Raw genomic sequence first — 23,790 nt, forward strand, 5'->3', positions numbered from 1 at the left:
GGTCCTAGCCCTGCTTCTTGCCGAACAGCCTGAGGCTGAGCAGGCCATTGGGAAGGAACAGCATCAGCGCGATCAGCACCGAAGAGAAGATCAGCAACTGGAACTCGCCGGTCTCGAACAGGAAATCCCAGCCGAAATAGAGCACGAAGGTGCCGATCATCGGCCCGAAGACGTGGCCGAGCCCGCCGAGGAAGCAGTTCAGCATGAAGTTCACCGAGTCGGTGACGGTGAAGCTCGACGGATAGATCGACTGCGAGATGGCGACGAACATCGCACCGCCGAGACCGCCGAGGAATGAGGAGATGGCGTAGGCGATAACGCGCAGATAGGCGATGTTGACGCCGATCGAGGAGGCCAGTTCCTCGTTCTGCTGCAACGACTGGCAGAGTTTGCCGATGCGCGAATGGACTAGGCGGTAGAGCGCCGCAAAGCACAGCACCATCAGCACAACCGACACCAGATAGAAGGCGGGACGCGGATTGGCGAGCGTCGCGAAATCTGGAAGGATGGTCAGCCCGAAGATCGAGATGCCGCCGGGGAGCGGAATGCTGACCATGCCCTTGGCGCCGTTGGTGATCGGCAGCGCCAGCGCCAGCAGCCGCGCCACTTCGGTCAAAACCAGCGTGACCATGGCGAAATAGACGCCGCGAAGCCTGAGGATGGGCAGTCCGATCAGCACGCTTGCAGCGGCGCAGAATAGCCCAGCCAGCGGCAGTGTCAGCCAGAACGACACACCGTACTGGACGACAAGAATGGCCGAAACATAGCCGCCCATAAGCGCGAAGGCGCCCTGGCCGATATTGATGCGGCCGATGTAGAAAGTCACCCACACCCCGGCGCTGGCGATGCTGAGCAGCGCGACCGAGGTCAGCGTGTAGTAGAGGTCGAGCCGACCGGTCGCCTCGATCAGCCAGGGCACGCCGACGAGTACGACCAGCAGGAAGACAGCGACGGCGAGGATGTTGCGTGTACGCTTCATGTTCATCATCCCCACGGCTTGCCCATGAGCCCGTTCGGGCGGATGCTCAGGAACACCATCAGCGCGGCGAAGATGACGAGATAAGTGACGTCGCCATATTGGCGTAGCACCGTCAGGCCGACCGATTCCATCATGCCGAGGATGAAGCCGCCTGCGATCGCTCCGCTGACCACGCCGGCCCCGCCGATCATCACCATCAAGAACGCCTTGATCGAGATCGGCCCGCCGATGCCCGAATTGACGCCGGTGATGGCGACCAGCAGCCCGCCGACTATGCCGGCAAGCATGGCGCCGAGCGCAAAGCCGATCATCGAATAGCGGTCGACCTCGACGCCCATCAGCTGCGCCGCGACCCGGTCCTGCGCCAGCGCCCGCATGGCGCGTCCCGGCTTGCTGTACTGCATGAAAAGCACGAAGGAGGCGATGAACAGTATGGCGAGTGCGCCGACCAGCAGCCGGTCGTAAGGCATTATGAGGCTGTCGGAGACGAAGACGCCGTTGACGATCTTCGGCACGCCGCGCTGCTTTTCACCGAACAGGAGGAGGATCACGGCGTCGAGGAAGAATGCGACCGCCGCCGCGAGAAGCATCGTACTTTCCTCCCGCACGCTTCGCCTAATCACCGTTCTGAAAAGGAATTTCTCGACCAGCGCTCCAATGACCAGCAGCGTGATCCCGGACGCGACGAGCGCGACGACGAAAGGTATGCCGAGCTGGCCATAGACGGTGTAGGTGACGAAGCCGCCGAGAACGTACATCTGCCCATGGGCAAAGTTAAGCACGTTCATCAGCGCGAAGATCAGGGTCAGACCGAGCGCGATCAAGGCGTATTGCGCGCCAAGATAAAGCCCGTTGGCGATGACTTGTTCCATCAAGATGGTTCCGGCCGTTCAGAGGCTGAAGACGAATGCTCGAGCCTGTGCGGCAATCCGCTTCGGTGCAGTTGCGTCAATCGACTTGAGCGACGAAGAGCGTCTCGAACTTGCCGTCGCGGTATTCCGTGACCACCATCGGGACCGAAAGCTGGCGCTTCTGGCCAAACGACGTCATTCCGACATAGGTCAGTTTGGCATCGTCCTTCAGATAGGGATTGGGCGCCGAGAAAGTGTCGATCGTCTTCTTGAACTCCTCGACATTGTCGATCGCAGCCGGGTTCGCCTTCAGCGTCTCGATGATGTATTCGAGCGCGTAGACCTTGGTGTTGGACTCGTCATTGTATTCGCCGAACATTTTCGTATAGCGTTCGACGAACTCTTTCATCGTGTCGGATGCGATTTCGGGCGTCGATGCGCCGCCGACCGAGATGAAGCCGTTGGCCAACTCGCCCGCGCCCTCTTCCAGCACCTTGGCATCCTGCGCCGTTTCGGTGGAGATCAGGCCTTCGTAGCCGAGCTCGCGCGCGGCGCGGATCAGCAGCGGCGCATTGCCCGGCGCGACGCCCGAAAGCACCAGCAGGTCCGGTTTTTGCAAAACGATCGGCGTCAGTACCGGCGTGAAATCGCGGGTATCGTTTTGGTAGACATCCGTGGCAGCCACAACCTCGAGCCCGAGTGCCTTTGCCGCGGCAACACCGCCATCCCGCTGGCTCAGCGGATCGGATTCGTTGGCGGCGACAAAGGCAACTTTTTTCACGCCCCTGTTTTCCATGAGATATTTGTAGATCGCCGGAGCCGACTGGTAGTTGGCGATCATGCCGAGCACGGCGTTAGACGCCGGCGGGGTGTAGAGTTCCTTCGGGAATGCGTAGGGAAAATAGATGATGCCCTTGGATTCTGCCACGGGACGCACCGCCGCCGCGCCGTCGTCGACATTCGGACCGACGACATAGTGGATGCCCTCCTGGGCCATCTTCTCCATGCCGGCGATCGCCCGCTTCGGGTCCTTCTGGTCGTCGAAGGTGACGATTTTAATGTCATAGGTCTCGTCACCAATCTTCACACCGCCGGTTTCGTTGATCCAGGCGGCGCGTGTCTGCATCGAGCGGACGTTGGATGTGCCCCACGCAGCGGCCGCGCCACTCGTCACGCCGACAAAGCCGATCTTGAGTTCCTTGTTGGCGGCGTGCACCGTGATTGTGCCGCCGGCCATGATTGCCAGTGCGGAGACGGCGCCGAGCGCGGCGAATGTGATTATTGAACGTCTGTTGATCATTGTTCTTCCCCTTGGAGGCCGCGCATTGTTGCGACAGAACTCGACCGATACGCGGACTTTTGTGAGTGAAGGCTCAAATCAATCACCTGTCAACAAAACTTTTAAAGATTGTTGACAATCTGGTGACCGGCCGTAGATGAAGGACGTAGGACCGATCGCGGTTCGGTGCTTTGCTCGAGAGCTTCGTGGTGTCTGAATTCCTGAAGCTCGCGTCGTGGTCAGAGCGACGGGTGTCTTTCTCACACTACCGGACCAAGGATCAGGACTAGGTCACGTCGTGATCGAGGATCGCGCGGTCGGGTCGTCGGTATCGAAGTGAAGGCCTCCGCAACGGTTCCGCAGGACTTTCGGGGATTGCGCCAGTTGCAGGAAGGAGTCCGCGATCGTTTGTGCGCGGGCTGGTGCTGCACGACCATCACCGTGTGACGCCGTTCGGCGAAAAATTGCAAGCTGCACCGCTGTCGATTCCGTGGTCAATGTAGAGTTTCATAAAAGGCGGCGTGGAACTCGAACGTTCCGCTCAGGGCAGGCGCGCGGCCGCAAACTGTGGTAGGTGCTCGTTGCACATATCTTGGTCGCCCAGAGTGCCTCGTTGAGGCCCATGCCGGCAAAGGCGGAAAGATGTCGGCCTACACGCGTTGGCCCGTGGGCAAGGGCTGTAATTGCCCCTTGGCGTGCTCGGAGGATAGGGCATGTGGAACGATGTCCCTATCGCAGTGTTAAATGGCGAAAAGAGGGAGGCAGTACGGCGGCTGATCTCAAAGAGACGGCATTGGTCGCGCGGCTGGCGGCGCGGCACGGGTTGTCAAGGGACGCGGTAGAAACCGTGCTGCGTGCCCTGCGCTCGGGCGGGGGTTCCATGGCCCAATTCAGCCATGCCGAATTCGGCCGGCATGTCGCAGTGGTCATCAGGCATGACAATGGTCGGCGACATGTTCAACGATGCGCTAAGGGCGAAGCTGAACGCTGTGGCCACGGATCTCGCAGCCTATCTGCGGGAGAATCCTGAGGTTGCCCATAATGAGCCTGCCGAAGTGAGCTATAGATCGCATCAGCAGGTACCTGAAAGTTGGCCGGGCGGACTCGGCACACCCTCATCGACTGGATCGCAGAACCATTTGCGCTACGCGATCTATCCCGACACGCGGCGACTGGTCATCGAGGATGCCGGCCGGCGCACGATCTACGACACCGGCGATCACGTTATTTCGGGGATCGCCCAGGCGCAAAGTACGGATGCGACACTGACATTCCGCAGCCAGAACGGCCTTGTGCGGCTCTCGGAGCTGAAGAAGGTCGAGGCTTAAGGCGCGGCCCTACTAATGCCTCGCGGTGATGCTCGCGCCGCGCGCCATTCACAGCAGCGCGAGGCGCCTAAAGACGTCCTTCTTCGCCTCTTTTCGGTTCCGCCGCCGCTCCGTCTGCGGCCTGCTCCAGGCGCTCGACCGCCAAATGTCGGCGCGTCGGCTCTTTCGGCAGCCTGAAGGAATTCGACAACGGTCGACATCAGACGCTCGGCAACTTTTCGGTTCATGGCCAGTTCGATCGGGTCAGAATCGGTATCCAGTTCAAGAATACCGATCAGCGGATCTCGTGTGAGATTAGGGTGGGCATCGCTGGCAAGCAGTCTGTTGTATCCCGTTTTGCTGGGCTTGCGCTTCATGTGTGTCTCCGGCGGGAAGTGCGCGGTTCGGCGATTCTTCGCCTAAGTAGAGCGACACACTAGGACGGACGATCGATGCGCCGCTCATAAAGCTTCCCCGCAAGCTCATGGTGCCGTTGCTCCAACGCCATCCACCGGGCGAGGTCAGTCCGAACGTCGATCGCGGATAGTTCGGCAAGGATTGCCTTGATCTCGGCTATGATACTCTGGGCTTCTTGGTCGTCGCTGGGAATGATCATGCTCGCCTCCTAGATGGGCAGCAAACCACGGAATGCCCCATTTCAATAGTCCGTCGGGGAACCAAAGGAAATCAAAATGACGCGCTCGGCAGGGTTCGAACCTGCAACCTACGGATTCGAAGTCCGGTGCTCTATCCAGTTGAGCTACGAGCGCATGGCGGGTTGGGAATCGAGCGTTCCGGTGGGCCGACGTGAACAACCCGAGAGAGGGCGGAGGCGATGGCGCCGTTCTGATCACCCGGTCGCTATGGCAGGTCGTAGGTAGTGACGGTCGGCAGCGACCGTATCTCGCCCTTATTCTCGCCCGCTCAAGTGATTGCCGCCTCGTGAAACCGGCTGTTTTCGAGGCTACCTGTTGAAATGCTCTGGATATCTGGAAGTACCCACAGTCAGAGCAGTCGAACTCCAGATAGTCACCGGCAGTCAGTTGTAATTGTTTCGTCGCCTTCCTGCAAATCGGGCACGGAGCCGAAAGCTTTGCCATTCCATGTCCTCCCGATACGCTTGAAAGAAACCATACGCGGCACTCACGCACAAGCAGCGCTATTGCGTTGATGGAGTTCTTGATCGGCGACTGCCCTCGGCTACCAAGCGCAACGAACGCCGGCGGAAGAAAGAGGCGGCTTAAGGAAGTGACTTGGCTAGATCAACCGATGCCGCTCCTTAGATTCGTTTGCCCGTCGCCTCGTGCCACTGGTGTCATTGGTTTTAACTCGCTGCGCCGCGTCGCTTTGAGCCCGATCTGAGTTCTTCTTCCTTCCGCTAGCGCCGCCTTCATTCTCCCATCGCTCGATCGCCCTCCGTTCGAGCGCCTTACGCGTCTTAAGCACGTCGAACTCAATGCCGACGCCAGCCGATAGAGCTTCACTCGCGATGGCGTCGGCAAGATCGGCGTCGGAGATTTCCAGTTCAGGAAAGATCTGTCTTATTGCTGCTAGGGCTTCCGAGAGAGCAAATGGTTTCAGGTCTCTTTGGACCTCGTTGAGGAAGGCGCTAATTGCGGCGCGCACTTCAGGCTGAATTCGGTGGGTCGGGTCCGCGCTATTCATGGCGATTCTCCCTGGCAATCGTCTTAACGGTGCATACGCGTTGAGGGTTCCCCCACGCGCGCGGGCAGCAGTATTCGCGGGTAGCGACCACAGCCGGTGTGGCTTTCCTTGCTTTACAGAACGAGCTTGGCCGCATGCGCGACGCCGCCAGCCGAGGCAGTCTGGTCGCCAACCTCGACATCGGCCCGATCGAATACGCGGACATCGGATCCCGCCCAGTTCAAGTGGGATCAAGCCACTCGGGAATGGCGCCGGGGTTGAATGTTCTCCAAGCAGACTTGCGTTTTCTTCAAGCCAACATCCGCTACTGTGATGGCTTTCGGATGCGGGCGGTTCCACGTGTTGGCCTGGTGCCGGAGCCGGCGTCCGAAAGCCTCCGGGGAACGAACCCGCGGGATGGCGTGCAATCGGTCCCAAGACCGAGCCGAGCGGGATTCGAACTTCTACGTCGAGGTAATTGCGCCGTCGGCTAATTCCGCTGATCCAGCGAAAACAGCCGTTCAAATACAAAGCAGGAATGACCGCTCGGTCCGCTTCCACGACCTCCGTGGCGACCCACTCCGTTTCCTGCCGGGACCCCTTATCCCTGAGGATGCAAACCCCGACTAGGGTGAACTGCCCGGAAGCGGCGCCAGTCGATCTCTGTTGCCGGCTGTCGCGTGGCGGCACCAAGGCGGTCAGAACCCGGACTGACGCCGGAGCCATTTTTCCGACTCTTTGCCGAAAAAATCCAACAATATCATGCCGTTAAACGTCTAAATGGTAGAGGGAAGGGCGCTGGAAACTAACCTTCTCCATTTTCGGCAATTCGCCAACCGTCGCGATCTCGCGATCGAGCAGCGTCCTCCAGTCACTCATAGCCTGTCATCTCGAGATAGCCGCGCCCGGCATGGGTGCCCTCAAATCGGATCGGGCCTTCCCAATAGGGAAAGCGTGTGTCCATCCAGGCTTCTGGGTTTAGCGTCCGGATGGTCACATCCACCCCTTTTTCCGACAATTGCACCCTCCAGCGGATCGGCACGCTACGTCCCGCGACTGCCGCCGTTTCGAGCGGCGTCACCCTTAGCGCGCCGGGGGCCTGCGGCTGCGGCCTGCCGTCGGCCTTGATCCATGTGGCCGATGTAAAGCCCGCGCCTCTGTCGCGCAGGCGAAAGCCCATCATCTTTTCGCCGCTGTCGAAATGCAGCGAGAACCAGTCCCACCCGGTTTGATCCTCAGCCAGCGGCTGCGAGGACCATTCGTGGTCCAACCACGCCTGACCGGTCACCGCAATCGCGCCTGCCGGAAGGGTCAGCGTGCCGGTCACGTGGTAGAATGGTTGCGAGTAATAATAGCTCGCCTGCCCCTTCTCGGATTTCACCGAATAGCCTTGCACTCCCTGCGGCACCAGAGGGCCTTTGGCGTCCAGCGCCAGTTCGTAGGAAAACGCCTGTCCCGCCGCACGCAGATCGAGCGCCGACAGCGCATCCGCCTCTGGCAGGGCCCGGCCTGCCATCTGCCAGTTGTCAATCCAGGCCGCAAAGGGCGCAGCCGTAACCCCCGCTTGGCCGATGCCGCCCCGTGCCATCCGTTCGGCCACGAATTGGTGCGTTTGCGACGTCAGCCCCGCATGGCCCATCCAAAGCTGCGGACTGGACCAGCCTGACCGCTCCACCGGGGCCAGGGCGGATCGGAAAAGAGTCCATTGCACGCCATAGTCCGCTCCATCCGCAGCTTGCAGGTTGGCGGTCAAATACCACCATTCGATCCGGTAACCGGGGTGCGGGCCGTGGTCTGCCGGAAAGTTGAATGCAGTCCCCGGCTGCGGCACTGAAAACCCGTCAGCCTCTGTGCCAAGCCCAGCAAAACCTTGGCCAAAGGCAGGTGCGGCCAAGCACATATAGATCAGCAATGCTCTAACGCTCATGTGCAAATACCTTCAGCAAATCCGATGGCGAAAGACGCGCCAGCCGCCAGGCAGGCACGGCGGCTGCAAGTCCGGCCGCCAGCAGCGCGAGCGCCGCCAGCCGCGCCCAGTCACCGGGAAAAAGGTGCATCGGCAGACGCCAGCCAAAAGCCTCGACATTCACCACCGCCAGCAGAACAAAGGCGAGCCCGATACCTACAGGCAGAGCGGCCAGCATGGTCAAGGCTGCCAACAACAAGCCGCGCCAAAGCTCCAGCCATACGAGGTGGCGGCGGGGCAGACCCATGGCCCAGACCGGCGCCAGTTGCGGTAGGCGCATCCCCGACAGGGTCATGAGGCTCGCAAACATCGCCAGCCCCGCGACTCCCAGCGTCAGCACATTCAGCGCGGCTGTCACTCTGAATGTGCGCTCAAACACTTTGAGCGAAAAGACCTTGATCCCGGCCTGGTCAATCACATTCTGCGCGGGCAGCCCGAATTCCGCCCGCAAACCCGCAGCCAGTGCTTCGGCCTTGCCGGGGGCAATCCGAATTGCATAGCGCAGGCGGGAGACGTCAGGATAGTGCTGGAGCAGTGTGTCGATCCCGATGATCACTTGGCCGATCGGGTTGCCATAGTCGGCATAGACGCCGGCGATGCTGGCCCGCCAGCCACCGGGCAGCGTGATCTGGTCCCCCAAGCCCAACTCCTGGCGCCGCGCCAGTTGTTCGTTGATCAGGGCGCCGTCGCCTGTGGCGATCCGGTCCCACACCTCCGGCACTGCAGAGAGGATCGGCCAGTTGTCGCGATAGGTGGCATGATCGGCCACGCCGTATATTGCCGCGGGCTGGCCTGCGACCCGGCCCTCAATGCTCCAGATCGGCAGGACCGCGTCGCTGCGCTGGGCCAGCCAGTCGTGTATCGCCGTGGCCTCTGCTTCAGTGCGGGCGGTCACGTAAAGCTCAGAGGCGAGACGCTGATCGAGCCAGCCGGTGAAGGTCAGCCGAAAGCTCGACACCATCGTGCTGACGCCCACATTGACGGCCAGCGCAAGCAGCAGTGCCATTAGCGCCAATGACAGGCCGGGAAGCTGTTGACGCGTGTCGGCCCAAAACCATTCAGCCAATGGTCCACGCGCCAAGCGGCCGCCAAGGTGCAATATCCCCGTCAGCACGAGCGGCAGCGCCAGTGCCGCCCCCAACAGCAGTGCCGCCAGAAGCGCAAAACCCGCCTCGAGGCCGGATCCGAACTGTGCAATTCCCGCCGCCGTCAACAGGAGCACCATCGCAGCCACGCCTTGCGCGCGCAGTGCCCGCTCCGAAGCCCGCGCCCAGGCCCGAGGCTGGGCCGACGCAAGCAGCGGCAGGTGCCATAGCCGCCAGAGGCTCTGTGCGGCCGCTACCAGCGTGCCGATTACCGCGATCGCCAGCCCCGCTGCCCACACTGCGGGGCGGATCGAGAGCGTTCCCGGCACATCGGCCCCGTAAAGCCCGCGCAGGGTGGCGGCGACGTCGGGCAAAAGGGCCGAGGCGACTACATAGCCAAGTGCCACGCCCACCAGTCCCGCGAGGAGGGCGAAGATCAGCAGCTCGGTGATCAGCAAAAGGACCAGCACGCGGGACGGCAAGCCCAGTGCGCGCAGCGTGCGAAATACCTGGCGGCGCTGTTCAAAAGCCAGACCGATGGCGGAATGCACGATGAAGAGCCCCACCGCAAAGGCAAGAAAACCGAAAGCCGTCAGGTTCAGGTGAAAACTGTCGGTCAGCCTGGCAAGATCCCCCGTTTCGCTCGGCTCGCGCAGGGTCAGGCCGGGGGCTGTCACCTCTAGAGGGGCACGGCCAATCGGTTGGTCCGGCCAGAGCAAAAGACGAGAGATCTTGTCCTTTGTCCCAAGCAAGACCTGCGCCTGCCCGATGTCGGTGAGGACTGTACCAGGCGGCAAACCCTCGGCCACGCGCACGGGAGGTGTTGCTTGCTCGGTAAGTCGTGCCGCGGTTTCCGGAGCTGCATAGAGCACACCGGGCGCCGTGATGAACGGCAATAGCTCATCACCCACCGCAACATCCACCTGCTGCGCCTGCGGCGGCAAAGTCAGTGGGTCAATGCCGAGGACGCGCAACCGCACATCCCCAAACCGCATTTCACCTTCAATCACCGGCGAAGCCAGCCAGCCTGCTCGCCGCAGTCTCACAAACACCTGTTGATCCATCCGGGCCCCGTCCTCACGCACCAGTTGCGCGAGCCGGTCCTGCCCAAGGATCGCCGCTGCACGGTCATAGCTCGCCCGCGCCTCACCGTTGATCGCCTGAACCGCTGACCACAACGCCGTTGCCAGCGATAGCCCCAAAAGCAGCATCGCCAGTTGGACAGGCCGCCTGCGCCAATGCGACAAGAGCGCTGACAACCCGGTCCACACCATCAAGCCAGCCGTCCCGCGTGCAGGTGAACGTGGGCGTTCAGCCGGTTTGCCAGACGGTTGGAATGGGTAACCATTAACAGGGCGGCACCCGTTTCAGCCACCAGCGACAGCATAAGATCGAGTACAGCGTCCCCTGTTGCTTCATCGAGATTGCCCGTGGGCTCATCGGCCAAAACCAGCCGGGGCCGAGCGGCCAACGTCCGGCCGATCGCCACCCGCTGTTGCTGGCCGGCCGACAGTTGTTCAGGGTAGCGCGTGAGGACTTGGGCGAGGCCCAGCCGTTTGGAAAGGACTTTCAACCATGCCGGATCAGGGCGGCCAGCAAGCCGAGCCTGAAAGGCAAGGTTGGCCGCCACATCAAGCGAAGGGATCAGGTTGAACTGCTGGAACACAAGTCCGACTGTTCCCCGCCGCAGGGCGGCAAGGGCTGTATCGTTCAGCCCCACAATATTGGTACCGCCAAGGTGGATTTCTCCCGCATCAGGGCTGTCGAGCCCTGCAACAAGGTGCAAAAGCGTGCTCTTGCCGCTGCCAGACTCGCCGGTCAGCGCAAGGCTCTTGCCCGCCTCCAGCGAAAGATCGATCCCGTGCAGAACATGCAACGGCCCCTCGCCAGTGGGGTAGAATTTGTCGATCCGGTGCAGCCTCAGCAGCATGTTACTCCCCGGAGGTCCGCGTGCATCTGACACGGCATGCCCGTGAAATAGCGCCAAACAACGACCCCTTTCATACATCCTCCAAACCCACTGCCTTAATTGGACAATGGGTTTTTTCAGAGGGCTCGCGTTTTGCATCTAACGCGACCTCCACTTGGAATTCGATGTACAATTACGATCTAGAGCGGTTCTCAGCTAGGCGGGATAGGCGTTGACCGTACCGTCGCAACTCACTCTCTAAACGGAACTGGAGCGCTGTCTTCAATTCCTCAGCAGTGCCGATGCCGTTGTTGAAAAGCGCCATGATTATGCCTGCAGCCTGGTCACACTCAGGCGTGCTTGGCTCTATGCCAGCCTCTCGGCAATACACGATCAAACCTTTCGGGCAACGAGTTCCTCTTCGAACTTTGCGCGGTTGTTTCCATACTTTTTTACCAGCCTGAGGGCATCAGCCCGTTCGAGATGGTGCTTCTTCATGAGGTACCCGACTTCATAGTCTTCGCCACCGTCGACCCGTGCTCTATCTTGCGGACCACGCTTTGACTTGTCGTCTGCCATGACAACCTCCATGGGCGATCGCCTCGCCCAAACGTGTCAAGGATAATCCTCTAATCGTCGGGGACAAGGACGTAGTCCCCAACCATGTCGAAACCCCACAACTCCGCGGTCGCAGGGATAAGCCGATCCCTTACGGGGAACGCTTTGCTCGTCCGCCGTCGAAGCGTTGAGGTGACGAGCCGTAGGGGGCTGCTGTTCTGCTTGTGACCCGAAGCAGAGTCTCACACGCGACGGCGGCATGGCTGCTTTGCGCCCAATGTCAGCCGTTCAGGGCTACTTGATCGCCGCCTGAAAGCCGACCTTCCCGGCGACCGCTGACAGACGTGAATGCGCCATTTACGGATCTGTACAGATCGCTGCGCCAACGTCGGCTTGCCGCGCCAATTCCGGACATGGGGTGCGCAGGCGCGGCTCGCCTGCCAAAAAGCGCCAAACGGGTACCGCAAAGGCGCAGGTTCGGTTTATCGAACCGTTTCCGAGCCACTCCTGATGCTCGGGGCGGCGCGCCAGCGGGATTTCGTATGGCACGCAGCGCTGAACATGATAATTAGGCTCCTCTGAATAACCCGGATTTCCCTCATGGAGCGCCGGCTCACTGCGATCCTCGCCGCCGACGTGGTTGGCTACAGCCGCCTCATGGGGCTGGATGAGGCCGGTACGCTGTCGGCGCTAAAGACGCACCGGCGCGAGATGGCGGACGCCAAGATCGCCGAGCATCAGGGCCACATCGTCAAGGTCACCGGCGACGGTATGCTGGTCGAATTCCCGAGCGTGGTGAATGCAGTTGCCTGCGCCGCAGATATCCAGCGCAGGATGCGCCAGCGCAACGTCGACGTGCCGGAGGACCACCGCATCGAATTTCGCATCGGCATTCATCTCGGCGACATCATTTTCGAGGACAACGACATCTATGGCGATGGCGTCAACATCGCGGCGCGCATCGAGAGCATCGCCAGGCCCGGCGGCGTCGCCGTGTCCGGCTCTGTGCGAGACCATATCGGCAACCGGCTCGATCTGACCTTCGAGGACACTGGCGAGCAGACGCTGAAGAACATTGATCGACCGGTCCGCGTTTACAACGTCAACCTCTTCGCCGACGCGCCGTGGCTGCACGCCGCAGCCGGCACGGAACGAGCCAAGGCAAGATTCTCGCGACGCGGCTTCATTCTTGCTGCACTCGTTCTCGTTGCGGCAGCGATCGGCGTATACTACGGCGCGGAAATATGGCGGGCCGCTCCGGTTCGTTCGAGCGACATGCCGAGGATTGCGGTCCTTCCCTTCGACGATTTCAGTACCGGCGCGGACAAGGGATATCTCAGCGATGCCGTCGCCGAGGGGATCATCACCGAGCTTGCTCGGAGCAAGACTTATGCCGTCATCGCCCGGAACTCGAGCTTCAGGTACCGCGGCCACCCGGTTGACGCTAGGCAGATCGGAGATGAACTCGGCGTCGACTACCTCCTCGAAGGCAGCCAGCAGAAGATCGGAGACCAGCTGAAAGTGACCGCCCAGTTGCTGAATGCGCATGACGGATCGCATGTCTGGGCCAACACTTACAACCGCGAAATTGCCGATCTTTTCGTCGTCCAGGAGGAGATCATCCGCACGCTTGCGGATAGGGTCGGGCGCAGGATCGAGCGACCCTTGCCAAGGAGCGACGCCGCGCAGGTCAGCGCGCTCCGCTATGTCCTGATTGGGTTTGCCGAGACCGACAAGGATTTCTCTGCCGCGGGGAACGAGCTGCTACGGCAGTTCAGCCTCAAGGCGATCGAAGCGGATCCGGACTCCCAGTTCGGCTATATCGGGCTGGCCTGGTCCTATCGCCATGACGCGGTTTTCTGGCACAAGCAGGAAAATAACCCTGACGAGGCGTTGAAGCGCGCCGCCGAATACGCCGACAAGGCCATCCTGCTCGCTCCTGATGATGCTGAAGCGCATCATGTCCGCGCCAGAATTCATGCGGAAGCCGGCGAGGTGGAGCAGGCCCTTGTCCGGTACGATCAGGCGATAGCCCTGAACCCAAGCAATTCGGATACCCTCGTCAACAGTGCGGGCGTGCTGCTGAATGTTGGCCGCACCGACGAAGCTATCGATCGGATCAAGCAGGCTATGGGCATCGATCCTTTCCACCCTGACTGGTTCCACTGGGACATGGGCTGGGCGCTCTACGAAAAGAACGATTGCCGGGCTGCGCTGACGGCGATGCGGAAAATGTCCAGAATCCCGAGCGGCGCACACCGAATGCTTGCGGGGATCCACGCTTGTCTGGGAAACAAGCGGGAGGCAAAGGAAGCGCTTGCGGTTTTCCTCAAAGACTCGCCCGGCGACTCCATCAGCAAACAACGCAAGCAGTGGGAGAAGAATTACACCGCCCCCGGAGCCCTTGAGCGCTGGATCGGACACATGCGGTTCGCGGGCTTGCCGGAGTGAACGGCTGTCCGAGCGCGACCCCGCAGAAGACCGACTGGGTCGCTACGTTGAAGCAATTGTGTTATGAGCGCTGGTTGCCCTCAAAGGGATCATCCTTCGCAAGGAATATTGGGTGCGGAAGGTCGGCAGAGGGGCCGCCTTGCGTCATTGTGCGCTCGCACCCGAACTTCTGGAACGGGTCAGATCACGACGATGCCCACCGTGACCTGAATGTCCGCCCTAGAAGATCCGTAGCCAGGAGCTGACCGTCTCCTGCCGGCCCCTTTCAAGCCATTCCGATGCTGTGACGTCTACAGCGGCACGGTTTGAACTTGCGACCCCTTTGCCGTGCAAGTTAGCCGGTCGATCGCTATCGATTGGTCCCGGTCAGGCATCGAAGAGGTCCTGTCCTAGCTAGGTTTCGGTGAGACAATCTCGACGAAAAAGATAAGGATCTTGAATGGCCTATTCTGTCCCACTTTCGAAATTGAGCGTTGAAAAGGTTCAAATCTTGCCTCCCGGCTAGGGGCACCATTTTCTACCCGAGACACCTTGAAAGCTCGGTGGGAGGTTATCCCAGGCGCACCTGGGATACCCCAATTGAGGCCGGGCCATTGCGTAGACTAAGTCGCCATTACATCGGCCCCGGCACCATCTTGGTCGGCTGCTCCGGCATCGGAAACGCGTAATTGTCGCATTTCACGTCGGGGTTCGTCGGGCTGAACATTCCAAGTGGGTTGTCTTTGAACAGCCAGACGTGAAGATCGTAATGGTAGAACTCCAACGGAATAAGCGGATAATGCCCCTCCATCGGCCCCTGGAACGTCTGTCCAAACAGTTTCGGCGGCTCCTTGGTGTCGGGCGTCAGCGGAACAAGCCATTCCACGGCCACCAGGCGCAAGCCGCCGTCGACCGGCTCATAGATAAGGACATTGGGGCGCGTCGGATCTGGTGTCGGGCTGACGCTCGCGACGTTGACGAAATGAATGCCCATCGCGCCCTTTGGGTAATCCATAGCTCCAGCCACTTTTTCGCCGCTGTAATAAACGCATCCGACCGTCGACAGGTAGAGGTCGCGAATGGCGGCCTTGTAGTCTTCGTACTTCGAAAGCGATTGTTTCAGGGCATCGATCTCGACCTTGCCGGGCTCGGCGGCCTGACCCGCGGCCGCAATCAGGCAGGCGCCGATGAGGCCGGTCAAAGCGAGAATACTGCGACGCCTGAAGTGAATTCTTTTCGTCATGCATTCCTCCCAGATTTTTGTTCTGGCCGTGCAGGACCGAGGCGGCAATGATGCTGGTTGCGCGGCCGAGATTGTCGCCGATGCTAATCCTTTCCGCTGGTTGGGAGAATTAACCCTGATGACCTAGGCCTTCGACACAGTTCTTCGACTGAGTCTGAAAGGGACTGTGGACGGTCGGTGCCGTCCGGCCTGCAGCTGCCAATTTCCAGCGCTGGTGATTAGCGTAAGCCCCTGCGCCTTCGTCATTCCCAGGCCGGAGCAAGGAGCGAAGCGACGCGGCGGCGCGGTAGACCAGGCGATGGTCCTGGATGATGCGCCGCGACCACCAGCCGGCGCTGCCCCTCTCTGCCTTCTCCCCTTGTGGGGCCCGAAGGGCGGGCGAGGCCCGTGACTCGCCCCGGGCGGTGGATTGGCGCGCAGCGCCAAGACGGNCCTTCTCCCCTTGTGGGGCCCGAAGGGCGGGCGAGGCCCGTGACTCGCCCCGGGCGGTGGATTGGCGCGCAGCGCCAAGACGGTTACTGGACGGAGTGCTGTTGGGTGCCACTGGAGCACCCCCTCATCCGACCTCGCTTCGCGAGGCCACTTTCTCCCACAACAAGGGGAGAAGGGGAGCCGCACTTTGCCCTACCGCCGTCCCAGCAAGCTCTTCACCCGGTTGCGCAGCAGGCGCGCCATGTTGCGGGTTTCGCGGTAGAGGTGGATCTGCGACGCCGCCTGGCGGGCGAGGCGGTCGGCGTCCGGCGTCAGGCCGAGGACCAGCGTGCCGATCGGCCGTCGCTCCGTCCATAGCCGGCTCATCACCGGATGGTCGGGCACGGCGCAGGAATCGGTCATCATGATGTTGGGATCGTCGAGATGCTGCCTGGTCACCTCGATCATCAGCAGCGTGCCCGGCGAATAGGCGGCGAGCGTCTCGTCATAGGCCGTCTTCCAGGTGTAGGCGACGCCGGCCTCGACGAAGACGACCAGGCAAGCGATGGTGCGGTCATCGAGCGTCAGTGAATGGATGCGGCACAGGTCGCGTTCGGCCAGCCGGTGCACGGCCTCGCGGGCAAAGGCGGCGCGGTAGCGGTCGATGGCCATGGCGGTGCGCTCGCGGCCTTTCCAGCCGGCGGCCTCAAGCGTCAAAAAACGCTCGATGGCATGGCGGATGTTTTCCGGTCCGCGCGCCACCTGATGCTCCAGCCTGCCCAGGTCGGCGAGGCGGCGTTTTAGGCGGCGGAACTCGCGATAATGGTGCGAGCGCAGCGAGGCCTTCAGATACTCATCGCCGTCGATCTCGCTTTCGAGCATCGGCCGTTCGGCCTTGCCGGTGGTGACCAGCGTCAGGCCACGCGTCTCGGCGACGGTGGCCAGCAGGCTGGCCACCGGGCCGTCGAGCCGGATGTCGGGCAGCACGAAGACTTTTGGCAGTTTGAGATGCGGCCGCGACAGCATCGCGAAGAAATCCTCGATGACGCCGACGGGATCGTCGCGGTCGACCAGCGGCGTGCCGATCGGCCCGAACGGGCTCGACCATGTGCGCATCACCCGCACGCCGAGCGGCGTCGCCGGCCGCTCCACCGAGAACGGCACCAGCAAGCGCAGCCGGTTGCGGTATTCGTCGCCGTCGCGGATGACCGCCAGCCGCACCTCGCGGTCTTCCAGTCGCGGCATGGCGGGTGCCAGGAAGCGCGGGTTGAAGAACACGTTGGGCTCGATCGTGCGGGCGCAGAGATAGTCGAGTTCCTCGACCAGGTCGAAGCCGGCGGAGGCGGCGTAAATTGCCAGTTTGCGCTGGGGCCGGCCGTTGGCCAACAATTCGATATGGGCGGGATCGGCTTCGCGGGCGAGCCCGGCGAGGCCCGACACCAGGGCGCCGGCCGGGCCGCCGCTGGTTTCCTCGAGCAACGGGATGGCAGCCATCACGCGGCTCCTTTGGCGGCTACGAAAATGACCATGACGATGCCGAGCCTGCGCCAGACCGTGAAGGACAGCGCGCCGGCTTCGAAGATCATCGCGAAGGCGGTGGCCATCGCCGCGCCCCACAGGCCGAAAAGCGGGATCAGCACCAGATTGAGGCCGATGTTGAAGGCCAGCGTCATGGCGTAGACGGCGGCGCAGATATTCTGGTTGCCGCTCATGGTGAGCAGGCTTTCGCAGGGGCCGACGGCGGCGCGGGCGACGACGCCGAAGACCAGCAGGAACAACAGCTGGTAGCCGGCAACGAATTCAGGCCCGAACAAGCTCAGCATAGGCTCGCCCAGCACCAGCACCAGCAGCGCCATCAACAGCGATGGCCAGAACGTCCACGACACGGTTTCGCGGGCGAAGGCGGCGAGCTTTTCGGGCTCGCCATGGGTGAATTGCGCGTAGCGCTGGGCAACGCCCGCCTTGACCGCAAAATAGACGAAATGCACCAGTGCCAGCGTCTTGACCGTGGCGAAATAGACGGCGACGTCGTTGGGATTCATATAGGCGCCGACCATCAGCACGTCGGCATTGGTGAGCAGGAAGAAGAAGCCTTCGACCAGGAAGATCGGCAGCGACACGAGGAACCATTGCGCGAAATGCAGCTTCCTCGGCCCGGCCGGGATTTTTTTGCCGATGCGCGCAGTGATGCCGATGAGCTGGCCGAGCGTGGTGGCATAGGTGGCGGCGATCGAGGCGAAGATCGCCGTCCTGGCATCGGGCGCAAAGCCGACCAGAAGCATCAGCGCCATCAGCGCCAGGATCAGCACCGGCCGCACCAGATAAGTCGGCGCCAGCGCAAACAGCGCCCACGAGTTGGCCCGCGCCAGCCCCTGCAGCAGATCGGACATGGCGATCATCGGCATGCAGATGAGGCCGAGAATGAACGGCACGACATAGTAGTTCTCGATAAACGGCGAGAGCAGCCAGACGCCGAGCGCGCCCAGTCCGGCGATCGCCGTCGAGGCGACCAGCACGAACAGGCGGCTGGTCAGCACGATGCCGCGCAGTTCGGCCAGCATGTTGCGCTCGCGATATTCGGGAATGAAGCGGATGATCGAGGTGTGGAAGCCGAGGCAGGCGAGATTGCCGACGATCACCATCGTCACCCAGACAAGGACAAAAATGCCATACTCGAACGAGCCCATCCAGCGCGCCATCAGCACCTGACTGACGAAAGCGATGACGGCGCTGACGATGCGGATGGAAAAGGCGATCAGCGACATGCGGCTGGCTTCGCCGCGCTCGTCGGCGGTGAACAGCACGGCATCGATGCGGCCAAGCAGCGGCTTTGCGCGCAGCGCAAGGCGCTGCGGCAGGAACCGCCCGGCTGTCGTCGCCGCGGAAAAGCGCACCCTGATCACACTCCGTTCTCGGCTTCTTTTCGGGTCTAGGTGTAGTCAAAACACATTAAGAAACGGTTGGGTGGGAGGTAGGAGTGTTCCCTTCTCCCCGTTCACGGGGAGAAGGTGCCGGCAGGCGGATGAGGGGCGCCGGCTTTGTGCCATGTTCACCGTTCGCGGCAGAACGCGACGAAACGACAGGCCAGCTGATGGAAAGAAATAAGAGCTGAAGGCCCATTTCCGGTGTCGACGGGACAGCGCCCCCCTCTCGCCAGCCGGCCATCCCCCCACGGGTGGGGAGATTGGCTAATCGTGGGCGTTGGCGTCGCCCCTCATCTGCCCTTCGGGCACCTTCTCCCCGTGAACGGGGAGAAGGGAAGTGGGTGCTTACGCGAACGCCCCGTGGCAATGCTTGTACTTTTTCCCTGACCCGCACGGGCAGGCCTCGTTGCGGCCGACCTTGCCCCAGGTGGCGGGGTTTTGCGGGTCGCGGTTCTCGGGGGCGACGGTGGCGTGGGTCTCCTGGCGAACCAGAAGGCCGGTCTCGCCGCCATCAAAATCGTCCTCGCCGGTGGTGCCGTCGAGATGACTGCCGAACATGTCGGGCGCCTCGGGCGGCGGCGCTTCGGCGGCTTGGCGGACCAGCTCGACGCGCATCAATTGTGCGGTGACGGCCTGGCGCAGATTGCCCAGCATCGCCTGGAACAGCTCGAACGCCTCGCCCTTGTATTCCTGCAGCGGATCGCGCTGGGCGTAGCCGCGGAAGCCGACGACCGAGCGCAGGTGGTCGAGGTTGACGATGTGCTCGCGCCACAGATGGTCGAGCGTCTGCAGCACCACGGAGCGCTCGACATAGGCCATCACGTCGGGGCCGAAGCGCTCTGCACGCTCCTTGGCAGCGGTCTCGGCGGCCTGGCTGATGCGCTCGCGGATGTCGTCCTCGGCAATGCCCTCTTCCTTGACCCAGTCCTCGATGGGCAGGTCGAGATTGAGGAATTCGGCGACCTCGGCCTTGAGGCCAGCGACGTTCCACTGCTCGGCATAGGCGTTTTCGGGAATAGCCTTGGCGACGACCTCCTCGATGACGCCCTCGCGCATTTCGGCGATGGTCTCGGACAGGCCTTCACCGTCCATCAGCTCGAGGCGCTGCTCGAACACCACCTTGCGCTGGTCGTTCGAGACGTCGTCATATTTCAGCAGGTTCTTGCGGATGTCGAAGTTGCGCGCCTCGACCTTCTTCTGCGCCTTTTCCAGCGCCTTGTTGATCCAGGGGTGGATGATCGCCTCGTCTTCCTTGAGGCCAAGCTTCTGCAGCATGCCGTCCATGCGCTCGGAGCCGAAGATGCGCATCAGATCGTCCTGCAGCGACAGGAAGAATTTTGAGCGCCCGGGATCGCCCTGGCGGCCCGAGCGGCCGCGCAACTGGTTGTCGATGCGGCGCGATTCATGGCGTTCGGTGGCGAGCACGTAGAGGCCGCCGGCGGCGAGCGCCTTCTCCTTCAGCCGGGCGACGTCGTCGCGGATTGCCTTTTCCCTGGCGTCGCGCTCGGGGCCGGCCGGCATGTCGCCAAGCTCCTCGGCGATGCGCATGTCGGCATTGCCGCCGAGCTGGATGTCGGTGCCGCGGCCGGCCATGTTGGTGGCAATGGTAATGGCGCCGGGTTTACCCGCCTGGGCGACGATCGCCGCCTCACGCTCATGGTGGCGGGCGTTCAGCACCTCGAAATCGGCAAAACCTTCCTTGCGCAGGCGTGCCGCCAGCAGCTCGGATTTCTCGATCGAGGTGGTGCCGACCAAGGTAGGCTGGCCTTTTTCGCGAGCTTCCTTGATCTCCCTGACGATCGCCTTGTACTTCTCCTCGACGGTCCGGTAGACCTCGTCGTCCTCGTCAATACGGATGACCGGCAGATTGGTCGGGATCTCGGTGACGTCGAGATTGTAGATGTTGGCGAATTCCTCGGCCTCGGTCAGCGCCGTGCCGGTCATGCCGGCGAGCTTCTTGTAGAGGCGGAAATAGTTCTGGAAGGTGACGGAGGCGAGCGTCTGGTTCTCCGGCTGGATCGCCACATGCTCCTTGGCCTCGAGCGCCTGGTGCAGGCCTTCCGAATAGCGGCGGCCCGGCATCATGCGGCCGGTGAATTCGTCGATGATGACGATCTCGCCGTTGCGCACGATGTAGTCCTTGTCCTTCTGGAACAGCTGGTGCGCCTTGAGCGCATTGTTGACGTGGTGGACGATGGCGACGTTCTCGACGTCGTAGAGCGACTCACCCTTGAGCAGGCCGGCGTCGCGCAAAAGGTTTTCCAGCTTCTCGGTGCCATCCTCGGTAAAGATCGAGGTCTTCTGCTTCTCGTCGATCTCATAGTCGGCCGGCTCGAGCTTCAGCATGAAGGCGTCGATGGTATTGTACATTTCCGAGCGGTCCTCGAGCGGACCGGAAATGATCAGCGGCGTGCGCGCCTCGTCGACGAGGATGGAATCGACCTCGTCGACGATCGCGTAGCTGTGGCCGCGCTGCACCATCTGGGCGCGCTCGTATTTCATGTTGTCGCGCAGATAGTCGAAGCCGAGCTCGTTGTTGGTGGCGTAGGTGACGTCGGCGGCATAGGCGGCGTGGCGTTCCTCGTCGGACAGGCCATGGACGATGACGCCGACGGTAAGGCCGAGGAATTTGTAGACGCGGCCCATCCATTCGGAGTCGCGTGTGGCAAGATAGTCGTTGACGGTGACGACATGGACGCCTTTGCCGGCGAGCGCGTTGAGATAGACGGGCAGCGTGGCGACCAGCGTCTTGCCCTCGCCGGTGCGCATCTCGGCGATGCCGCCATTGTGCAGCACCATGCCGCCGATCAGCTGCACGTCGAACGGGCGCATGCCGAGCACGCGGCGCGCCGCTTCGCGCACGGTGGCGAAGGCCGGCACCAGGAGATCGTCGAGACTGGCGCCGTTGGCGACGTCCTGGCGGAATTTTTCCGTGCGGGCCGTCAGTTCGGCATCGGAGAGCGCCCGCATCTCGTTTTCCATGGCGTTGATCGCTTCGACGCGCGGTCGGGTCGACTTGACCCGGCGATCGTTGGAGGAGCCGAAAACCTTACGGGCGAGACCGCCAAAACTGACCATTCAATGGTCCTTTCGATAGCATTCCAAGTCGTTGCGACGGGTGCCGGCCGGCCCCATCAAATCCACGTGAAACGCGGACAAACGCAAAAAGCGCCCGGAAAACGGTTCTGGACGCAAAGTCGTTGGACAGATAAGAGGGGGCTCAATCGATGTCAACGGCGCGCTGGCCCTGACGACCGTGCCAAATTCCGCCACAATCCGGCTGGTCTGGAAGCCATCCCGCCCTAGCTATCCCCATTGGAGTTAATTGTATGTCCTTATTGTTCCGCCGCGCGTCGCTCGCCAGCCTTGGCTTGGCATTCGGGCTGACGGCGCTGTCGCTGTCGCCAGCGATGGCGCAGGACACCGCGCCCGCCCAACCAGCCCCCGCCCAACCGGGCGCACCCGCCCAGCCGGCCGCGCCGGTCGATCCGAACGCCGTGGTCGCCACGATCAATGGCCAGTCGCTGACCGAGGCCGACCTTGCGCTTGCCGAAGGCGAACTGTCGCAGCAGTTTGCGCAGATGCCGCCCGAACAGCGCCGCGCCGCAGCCCTTTCGGCGGCGATCGAAATCAAAGTCATGGCCGCCCAGGCGGTCACCACCGGCCTCGACAAGGATCCCGACTTCCAGCGCCGCATGGCATTCCTGCAGCAGCGCGCCCTGCATGGCGAAATGGTCGAGAAGGATGTCGTCGGCAAGATCACCGATGCCGAGGTTCGCGCCCGCTACGACCAGGAAATCGCCAACACGCCGCCGGCCAACGAGGTCCATGCCCGTCACATCCTCGTGAAGACGAAGGAAGAGGCCGATGCGATCATCAAGCAGCTCGATGGCGGCGCCGATTTCCAGAAACTCGCCAACGAGCACACCAGCGATCCGAGCGGCAAGACCAGCGGCGGCGATCTCGGCTGGTTCGGACCCGGTCAGATGGTGCCGGAATTCGACAAGGCGGTGTTCGCGCTGGCGGTCGGCAAGTACACCGAGCAGCCGGTGCAGTCGCAGTTCGGCTGGCACGTCATCCAGGTCGAGGACAAGCGGGCCAAGCAGCCGCCGGCCTTCGACCAGGTCAAGGATCAGGCCCGTCAGGCTGTCATCCGCGACAAATACATCGCGCTGGTCAAGTCGCTGCGCGCCCAGGCCAAGGTCGAGATCCCGGACGAGAAGCTGAAGAAGACGGTCGACGCGCTGGAAAACACCAAGTAGGCGAGGGCAATCGCCTGTGCAAAATTGTTGGCGTCGGCGCCGCCCCTCATCTGCCTGCCGGCATCTTCTCCCTGTGTAGTGACGGGGAGAAGGGGGCTGGCCGCGACCCCGGCGCCATTCCTGCAACGCTGGAGGTTGGCGAAATCCGTTGCGAAGGCGTCCTTCTCCCCGTCACTATACGGGGAGAAGTGCCCGGCAGGGCGATGAGGGGCAGCGCAGCCTCCGACAATTGTTCCTCTGGTGGTCTGCACCACGCCAGGGTCTTGCCCCGCCACCCTGCCGCTCTACCGGGCGGTGCGACCGATGACACGTCGACGCCTCCGCCGGACAGCCGCGGCGTCGACCGAGCCGGCATCGTCAGCTTCTATGCCTTTCAACAGATAGCCAACCGCCTTGCGCAGCGTCGTTTCGTCTTCGTCGAGGCGATTGGTCAAAAGGTGCGTCCAGGCAAACGAGGCGACCAGGTCGGCGACGAGCGCGGAATCGACGTCGGCCGCGACTTCGCCTCTTGCCTTGGCGCGTTCGATCATCTGGCCGGTATGGGCATGGCGTCCTTTGGTGTATTCGGCAAGCACGGCTGCCACGGTCGCGTCCGACTGCGCCTCGGCGATCAGCGATCTGAAGATGCTGCCTGACGATGTTTCGCGCCAGTGCGAGAACAGGCTTTTGAGGAAGCCGACGAGATCGTCCTCGAGGTTCCCAGTATCGGGATAATCGACGCGCTTTAGCCGCTGATAGACGTCGAACAGCAAGGCGGCCTTGCTCGGCCACCAGCGATAGATTGTCGGCTTTCCCGCACGCGCCCGCCGCGCCACCGCTTCGATCGAGAAGCCGGAATAACCGGCCTCGACCAGAACTGCCTCGGCGGCGTCGAGAATGGCGTCGGCGCTGTCGGGGTTGCGCCGCGCGCCGATCGACCTGCGCCCCGGAACCAGCCCCATC

At 62.2% G+C, this 23,790-nt stretch carries 18 protein-coding genes and 1 tRNA gene; 3 read left to right on the forward strand and 16 right to left on the reverse strand.

Features of this window, described 5'->3' with window-relative positions:
- Positions 1-4: 4 nt before the first annotated feature.
- The 3 genes from X738_RS48335 to X738_RS48345 form a co-directional block, all read right to left on the reverse strand.
- Positions 5-979, reverse strand: a complete 975-nt coding sequence (locus X738_RS48335; protein ID WP_023797267.1) for a branched-chain amino acid ABC transporter permease — start codon at positions 977-979, stop codon at positions 5-7.
- 5 nt (positions 980-984) lie between these two features.
- Positions 985-1,851, reverse strand: a complete 867-nt coding sequence (locus tag X738_RS48340) for a branched-chain amino acid ABC transporter permease (RefSeq protein WP_023797268.1) — start codon at positions 1,849-1,851, stop codon at positions 985-987.
- Positions 1,852-1,927: 76 nt separating this feature from the next.
- Positions 1,928-3,130 (reverse strand): ABC transporter substrate-binding protein, encoded by a 1,203-nt coding sequence (locus X738_RS48345; RefSeq protein WP_031254146.1) that lies wholly within the window; start codon positions 3,128-3,130, stop codon positions 1,928-1,930.
- Positions 3,131-4,044: 914 nt separating this feature from the next.
- Between X738_RS48345 and X738_RS48350 the strand changes: the two genes are divergently transcribed.
- Positions 4,045-4,437, forward strand: a complete 393-nt coding sequence (locus X738_RS48350) for a hypothetical protein (protein WP_245277587.1) — start codon at positions 4,045-4,047, stop codon at positions 4,435-4,437.
- Here X738_RS48350 and X738_RS85890 read toward each other — a convergent pair.
- From X738_RS85890 to X738_RS48385, 8 genes are all read right to left on the reverse strand, one after another.
- Positions 4,434-4,793 carry a hypothetical protein gene (locus X738_RS85890; RefSeq protein WP_198032769.1) on the reverse strand — a complete coding sequence of 120 codons (360 nt, stop codon included), beginning with the start codon at positions 4,791-4,793 and terminating at the stop codon, positions 4,434-4,436. The genes X738_RS48350 and X738_RS85890 overlap by 4 nt on opposite strands.
- A 59-nt stretch (positions 4,794-4,852) precedes the next feature.
- On the reverse strand, positions 4,853-5,032 hold the full coding sequence (locus tag X738_RS48355) for a hypothetical protein (RefSeq protein WP_023797270.1): 180 nt from the start codon (positions 5,030-5,032) through the stop codon (positions 4,853-4,855).
- A gap of 80 nt (positions 5,033-5,112) precedes the next feature.
- Positions 5,113-5,186 (reverse strand) — tRNA-Arg (locus X738_RS48360).
- Positions 5,187-5,673: 487 nt separating this feature from the next.
- On the reverse strand, positions 5,674-6,081 hold the full coding sequence (locus tag X738_RS48365) for a hypothetical protein (protein WP_023797271.1): 408 nt from the start codon (positions 6,079-6,081) through the stop codon (positions 5,674-5,676).
- Positions 6,082-6,931: 850 nt separating this feature from the next.
- Positions 6,932-7,987 (reverse strand): lipocalin-like domain-containing protein, encoded by a 1,056-nt coding sequence (locus tag X738_RS48370; protein WP_023797274.1) that lies wholly within the window; start codon positions 7,985-7,987, stop codon positions 6,932-6,934.
- Positions 7,977-10,385, reverse strand: coding sequence for an ABC transporter permease (locus X738_RS48375; protein WP_023797275.1), 2,409 nt, complete (start codon positions 10,383-10,385; stop codon positions 7,977-7,979). The genes X738_RS48370 and X738_RS48375 overlap by 11 nt, the downstream gene beginning before the upstream one ends.
- Positions 10,385-11,041: an ABC transporter ATP-binding protein gene (locus tag X738_RS48380; protein ID WP_031254148.1), complete on the reverse strand. Its 657-nt coding sequence runs from the start codon at positions 11,039-11,041 to the stop codon at positions 10,385-10,387. Before X738_RS48380 ends, X738_RS48375 begins: the two co-directional genes overlap by 1 nt.
- Before the next feature lie 372 nt (positions 11,042-11,413).
- Positions 11,414-11,599: a DUF3606 domain-containing protein gene (locus tag X738_RS48385; RefSeq protein WP_023797277.1), complete on the reverse strand. Its 186-nt coding sequence runs from the start codon at positions 11,597-11,599 to the stop codon at positions 11,414-11,416.
- Positions 11,600-12,178: 579 nt separating this feature from the next.
- On the opposite strand from X738_RS48385, the gene X738_RS48390 reads away from it, so the two are divergent.
- On the forward strand, positions 12,179-14,029 hold the full coding sequence (locus tag X738_RS48390) for an adenylate/guanylate cyclase domain-containing protein (protein ID WP_023797278.1): 1,851 nt from the start codon (positions 12,179-12,181) through the stop codon (positions 14,027-14,029).
- 613 nt (positions 14,030-14,642) lie between these two features.
- Here X738_RS48390 and X738_RS48395 read toward each other — a convergent pair.
- The 4 genes from X738_RS48395 to secA form a co-directional block, all read right to left on the reverse strand.
- Entirely contained in the window at positions 14,643-15,251 is a 609-nt protein-coding gene (locus X738_RS48395; protein ID WP_023797279.1) for a hypothetical protein, read from the reverse strand.
- A gap of 624 nt (positions 15,252-15,875) precedes the next feature.
- Entirely contained in the window at positions 15,876-17,156 is a 1,281-nt protein-coding gene (locus X738_RS48400; RefSeq protein WP_023797281.1) for a GNAT family N-acetyltransferase, read from the reverse strand.
- The gene (locus tag X738_RS48405) at positions 17,156-18,556 is read right to left on the reverse strand and encodes a lipopolysaccharide biosynthesis protein (protein ID WP_023797282.1); all 1,401 of its coding nucleotides are present in this window, start codon (positions 18,554-18,556) and stop codon (positions 17,156-17,158) included. Before X738_RS48405 ends, X738_RS48400 begins: the two co-directional genes overlap by 1 nt.
- Positions 18,557-18,931: 375 nt before the next feature.
- Positions 18,932-21,664 carry a preprotein translocase subunit SecA gene (secA, locus tag X738_RS48410; RefSeq protein ID WP_023797283.1) on the reverse strand — a complete coding sequence of 911 codons (2,733 nt, stop codon included), beginning with the start codon at positions 21,662-21,664 and terminating at the stop codon, positions 18,932-18,934.
- Positions 21,665-21,915: 251 nt separating this feature from the next.
- Here secA and X738_RS48415 point away from each other — a divergent pair, with 251 nt between their 5' ends.
- Entirely contained in the window at positions 21,916-22,848 is a 933-nt protein-coding gene (locus X738_RS48415) for a peptidylprolyl isomerase (protein ID WP_023797284.1), read from the forward strand.
- Between the two features lie 284 nt (positions 22,849-23,132).
- On the opposite strand, the gene X738_RS48420 is transcribed toward X738_RS48415, so the two are convergent.
- The gene (locus X738_RS48420; RefSeq protein WP_023797285.1) at positions 23,133-23,789 is read right to left on the reverse strand and encodes a TetR/AcrR family transcriptional regulator; all 657 of its coding nucleotides are present in this window, start codon (positions 23,787-23,789) and stop codon (positions 23,133-23,135) included.
- Position 23,790 lies beyond the last annotated feature (1 nt).

The organism is Mesorhizobium sp. L48C026A00 (assembly GCF_000502375.1).
Lineage (GTDB): Bacteria > Pseudomonadota > Alphaproteobacteria > Rhizobiales > Rhizobiaceae > Mesorhizobium > Mesorhizobium muleiense.

Excerpts from the sequence above, each read along its gene's own strand:
- X738_RS48335 (WP_023797267.1), bottom strand. The coding sequence starts at position 979 with ATGAAGCGTACACGCAACATCCTCGCCGTCGCTGTCTTCCTGCTGGTC.
- X738_RS48340 (WP_023797268.1), bottom strand. The coding sequence starts at position 1,851 with ATGGAACAAGTCATCGCCAACGGGCTTTATCTTGGCGCGCAATACGCC.
- X738_RS48345 (WP_031254146.1), bottom strand. The coding sequence starts at position 3,130 with ATGATCAACAGACGTTCAATAATCACATTCGCCGCGCTCGGCGCCGTC.
- X738_RS48350 (WP_245277587.1), top strand. The coding sequence starts at position 4,045 with ATGACAATGGTCGGCGACATGTTCAACGATGCGCTAAGGGCGAAGCTG.
- X738_RS85890 (WP_198032769.1), bottom strand. The coding sequence starts at position 4,793 with ATGAAGCGCAAGCCCAGCAAAACGGGATACAACAGACTGCTTGCCAGC.
- X738_RS48355 (WP_023797270.1), bottom strand. The coding sequence starts at position 5,032 with ATGATCATTCCCAGCGACGACCAAGAAGCCCAGAGTATCATAGCCGAG.
- X738_RS48365 (WP_023797271.1), bottom strand. The coding sequence starts at position 6,081 with ATGAATAGCGCGGACCCGACCCACCGAATTCAGCCTGAAGTGCGCGCC.
- X738_RS48370 (WP_023797274.1), bottom strand. The coding sequence starts at position 7,987 with ATGAGCGTTAGAGCATTGCTGATCTATATGTGCTTGGCCGCACCTGCC.
- X738_RS48375 (WP_023797275.1), bottom strand. The coding sequence starts at position 10,385 with ATGGTGTGGACCGGGTTGTCAGCGCTCTTGTCGCATTGGCGCAGGCGG.
- X738_RS48380 (WP_031254148.1), bottom strand. The coding sequence starts at position 11,041 with ATGCTGCTGAGGCTGCACCGGATCGACAAATTCTACCCCACTGGCGAG.
- X738_RS48385 (WP_023797277.1), bottom strand. The coding sequence starts at position 11,599 with ATGGCAGACGACAAGTCAAAGCGTGGTCCGCAAGATAGAGCACGGGTC.
- X738_RS48390 (WP_023797278.1), top strand. The coding sequence starts at position 12,179 with ATGGAGCGCCGGCTCACTGCGATCCTCGCCGCCGACGTGGTTGGCTAC.
- X738_RS48395 (WP_023797279.1), bottom strand. The coding sequence starts at position 15,251 with ATGACGAAAAGAATTCACTTCAGGCGTCGCAGTATTCTCGCTTTGACC.
- X738_RS48400 (WP_023797281.1), bottom strand. The coding sequence starts at position 17,156 with ATGGCTGCCATCCCGTTGCTCGAGGAAACCAGCGGCGGCCCGGCCGGC.
- secA (WP_023797283.1), bottom strand. The coding sequence starts at position 21,664 with ATGGTCAGTTTTGGCGGTCTCGCCCGTAAGGTTTTCGGCTCCTCCAAC.
- X738_RS48415 (WP_023797284.1), top strand. The coding sequence starts at position 21,916 with ATGTCCTTATTGTTCCGCCGCGCGTCGCTCGCCAGCCTTGGCTTGGCA.
- X738_RS48420 (WP_023797285.1), bottom strand. The coding sequence starts at position 23,789 with ATGGGGCTGGTTCCGGGGCGCAGGTCGATCGGCGCGCGGCGCAACCCC.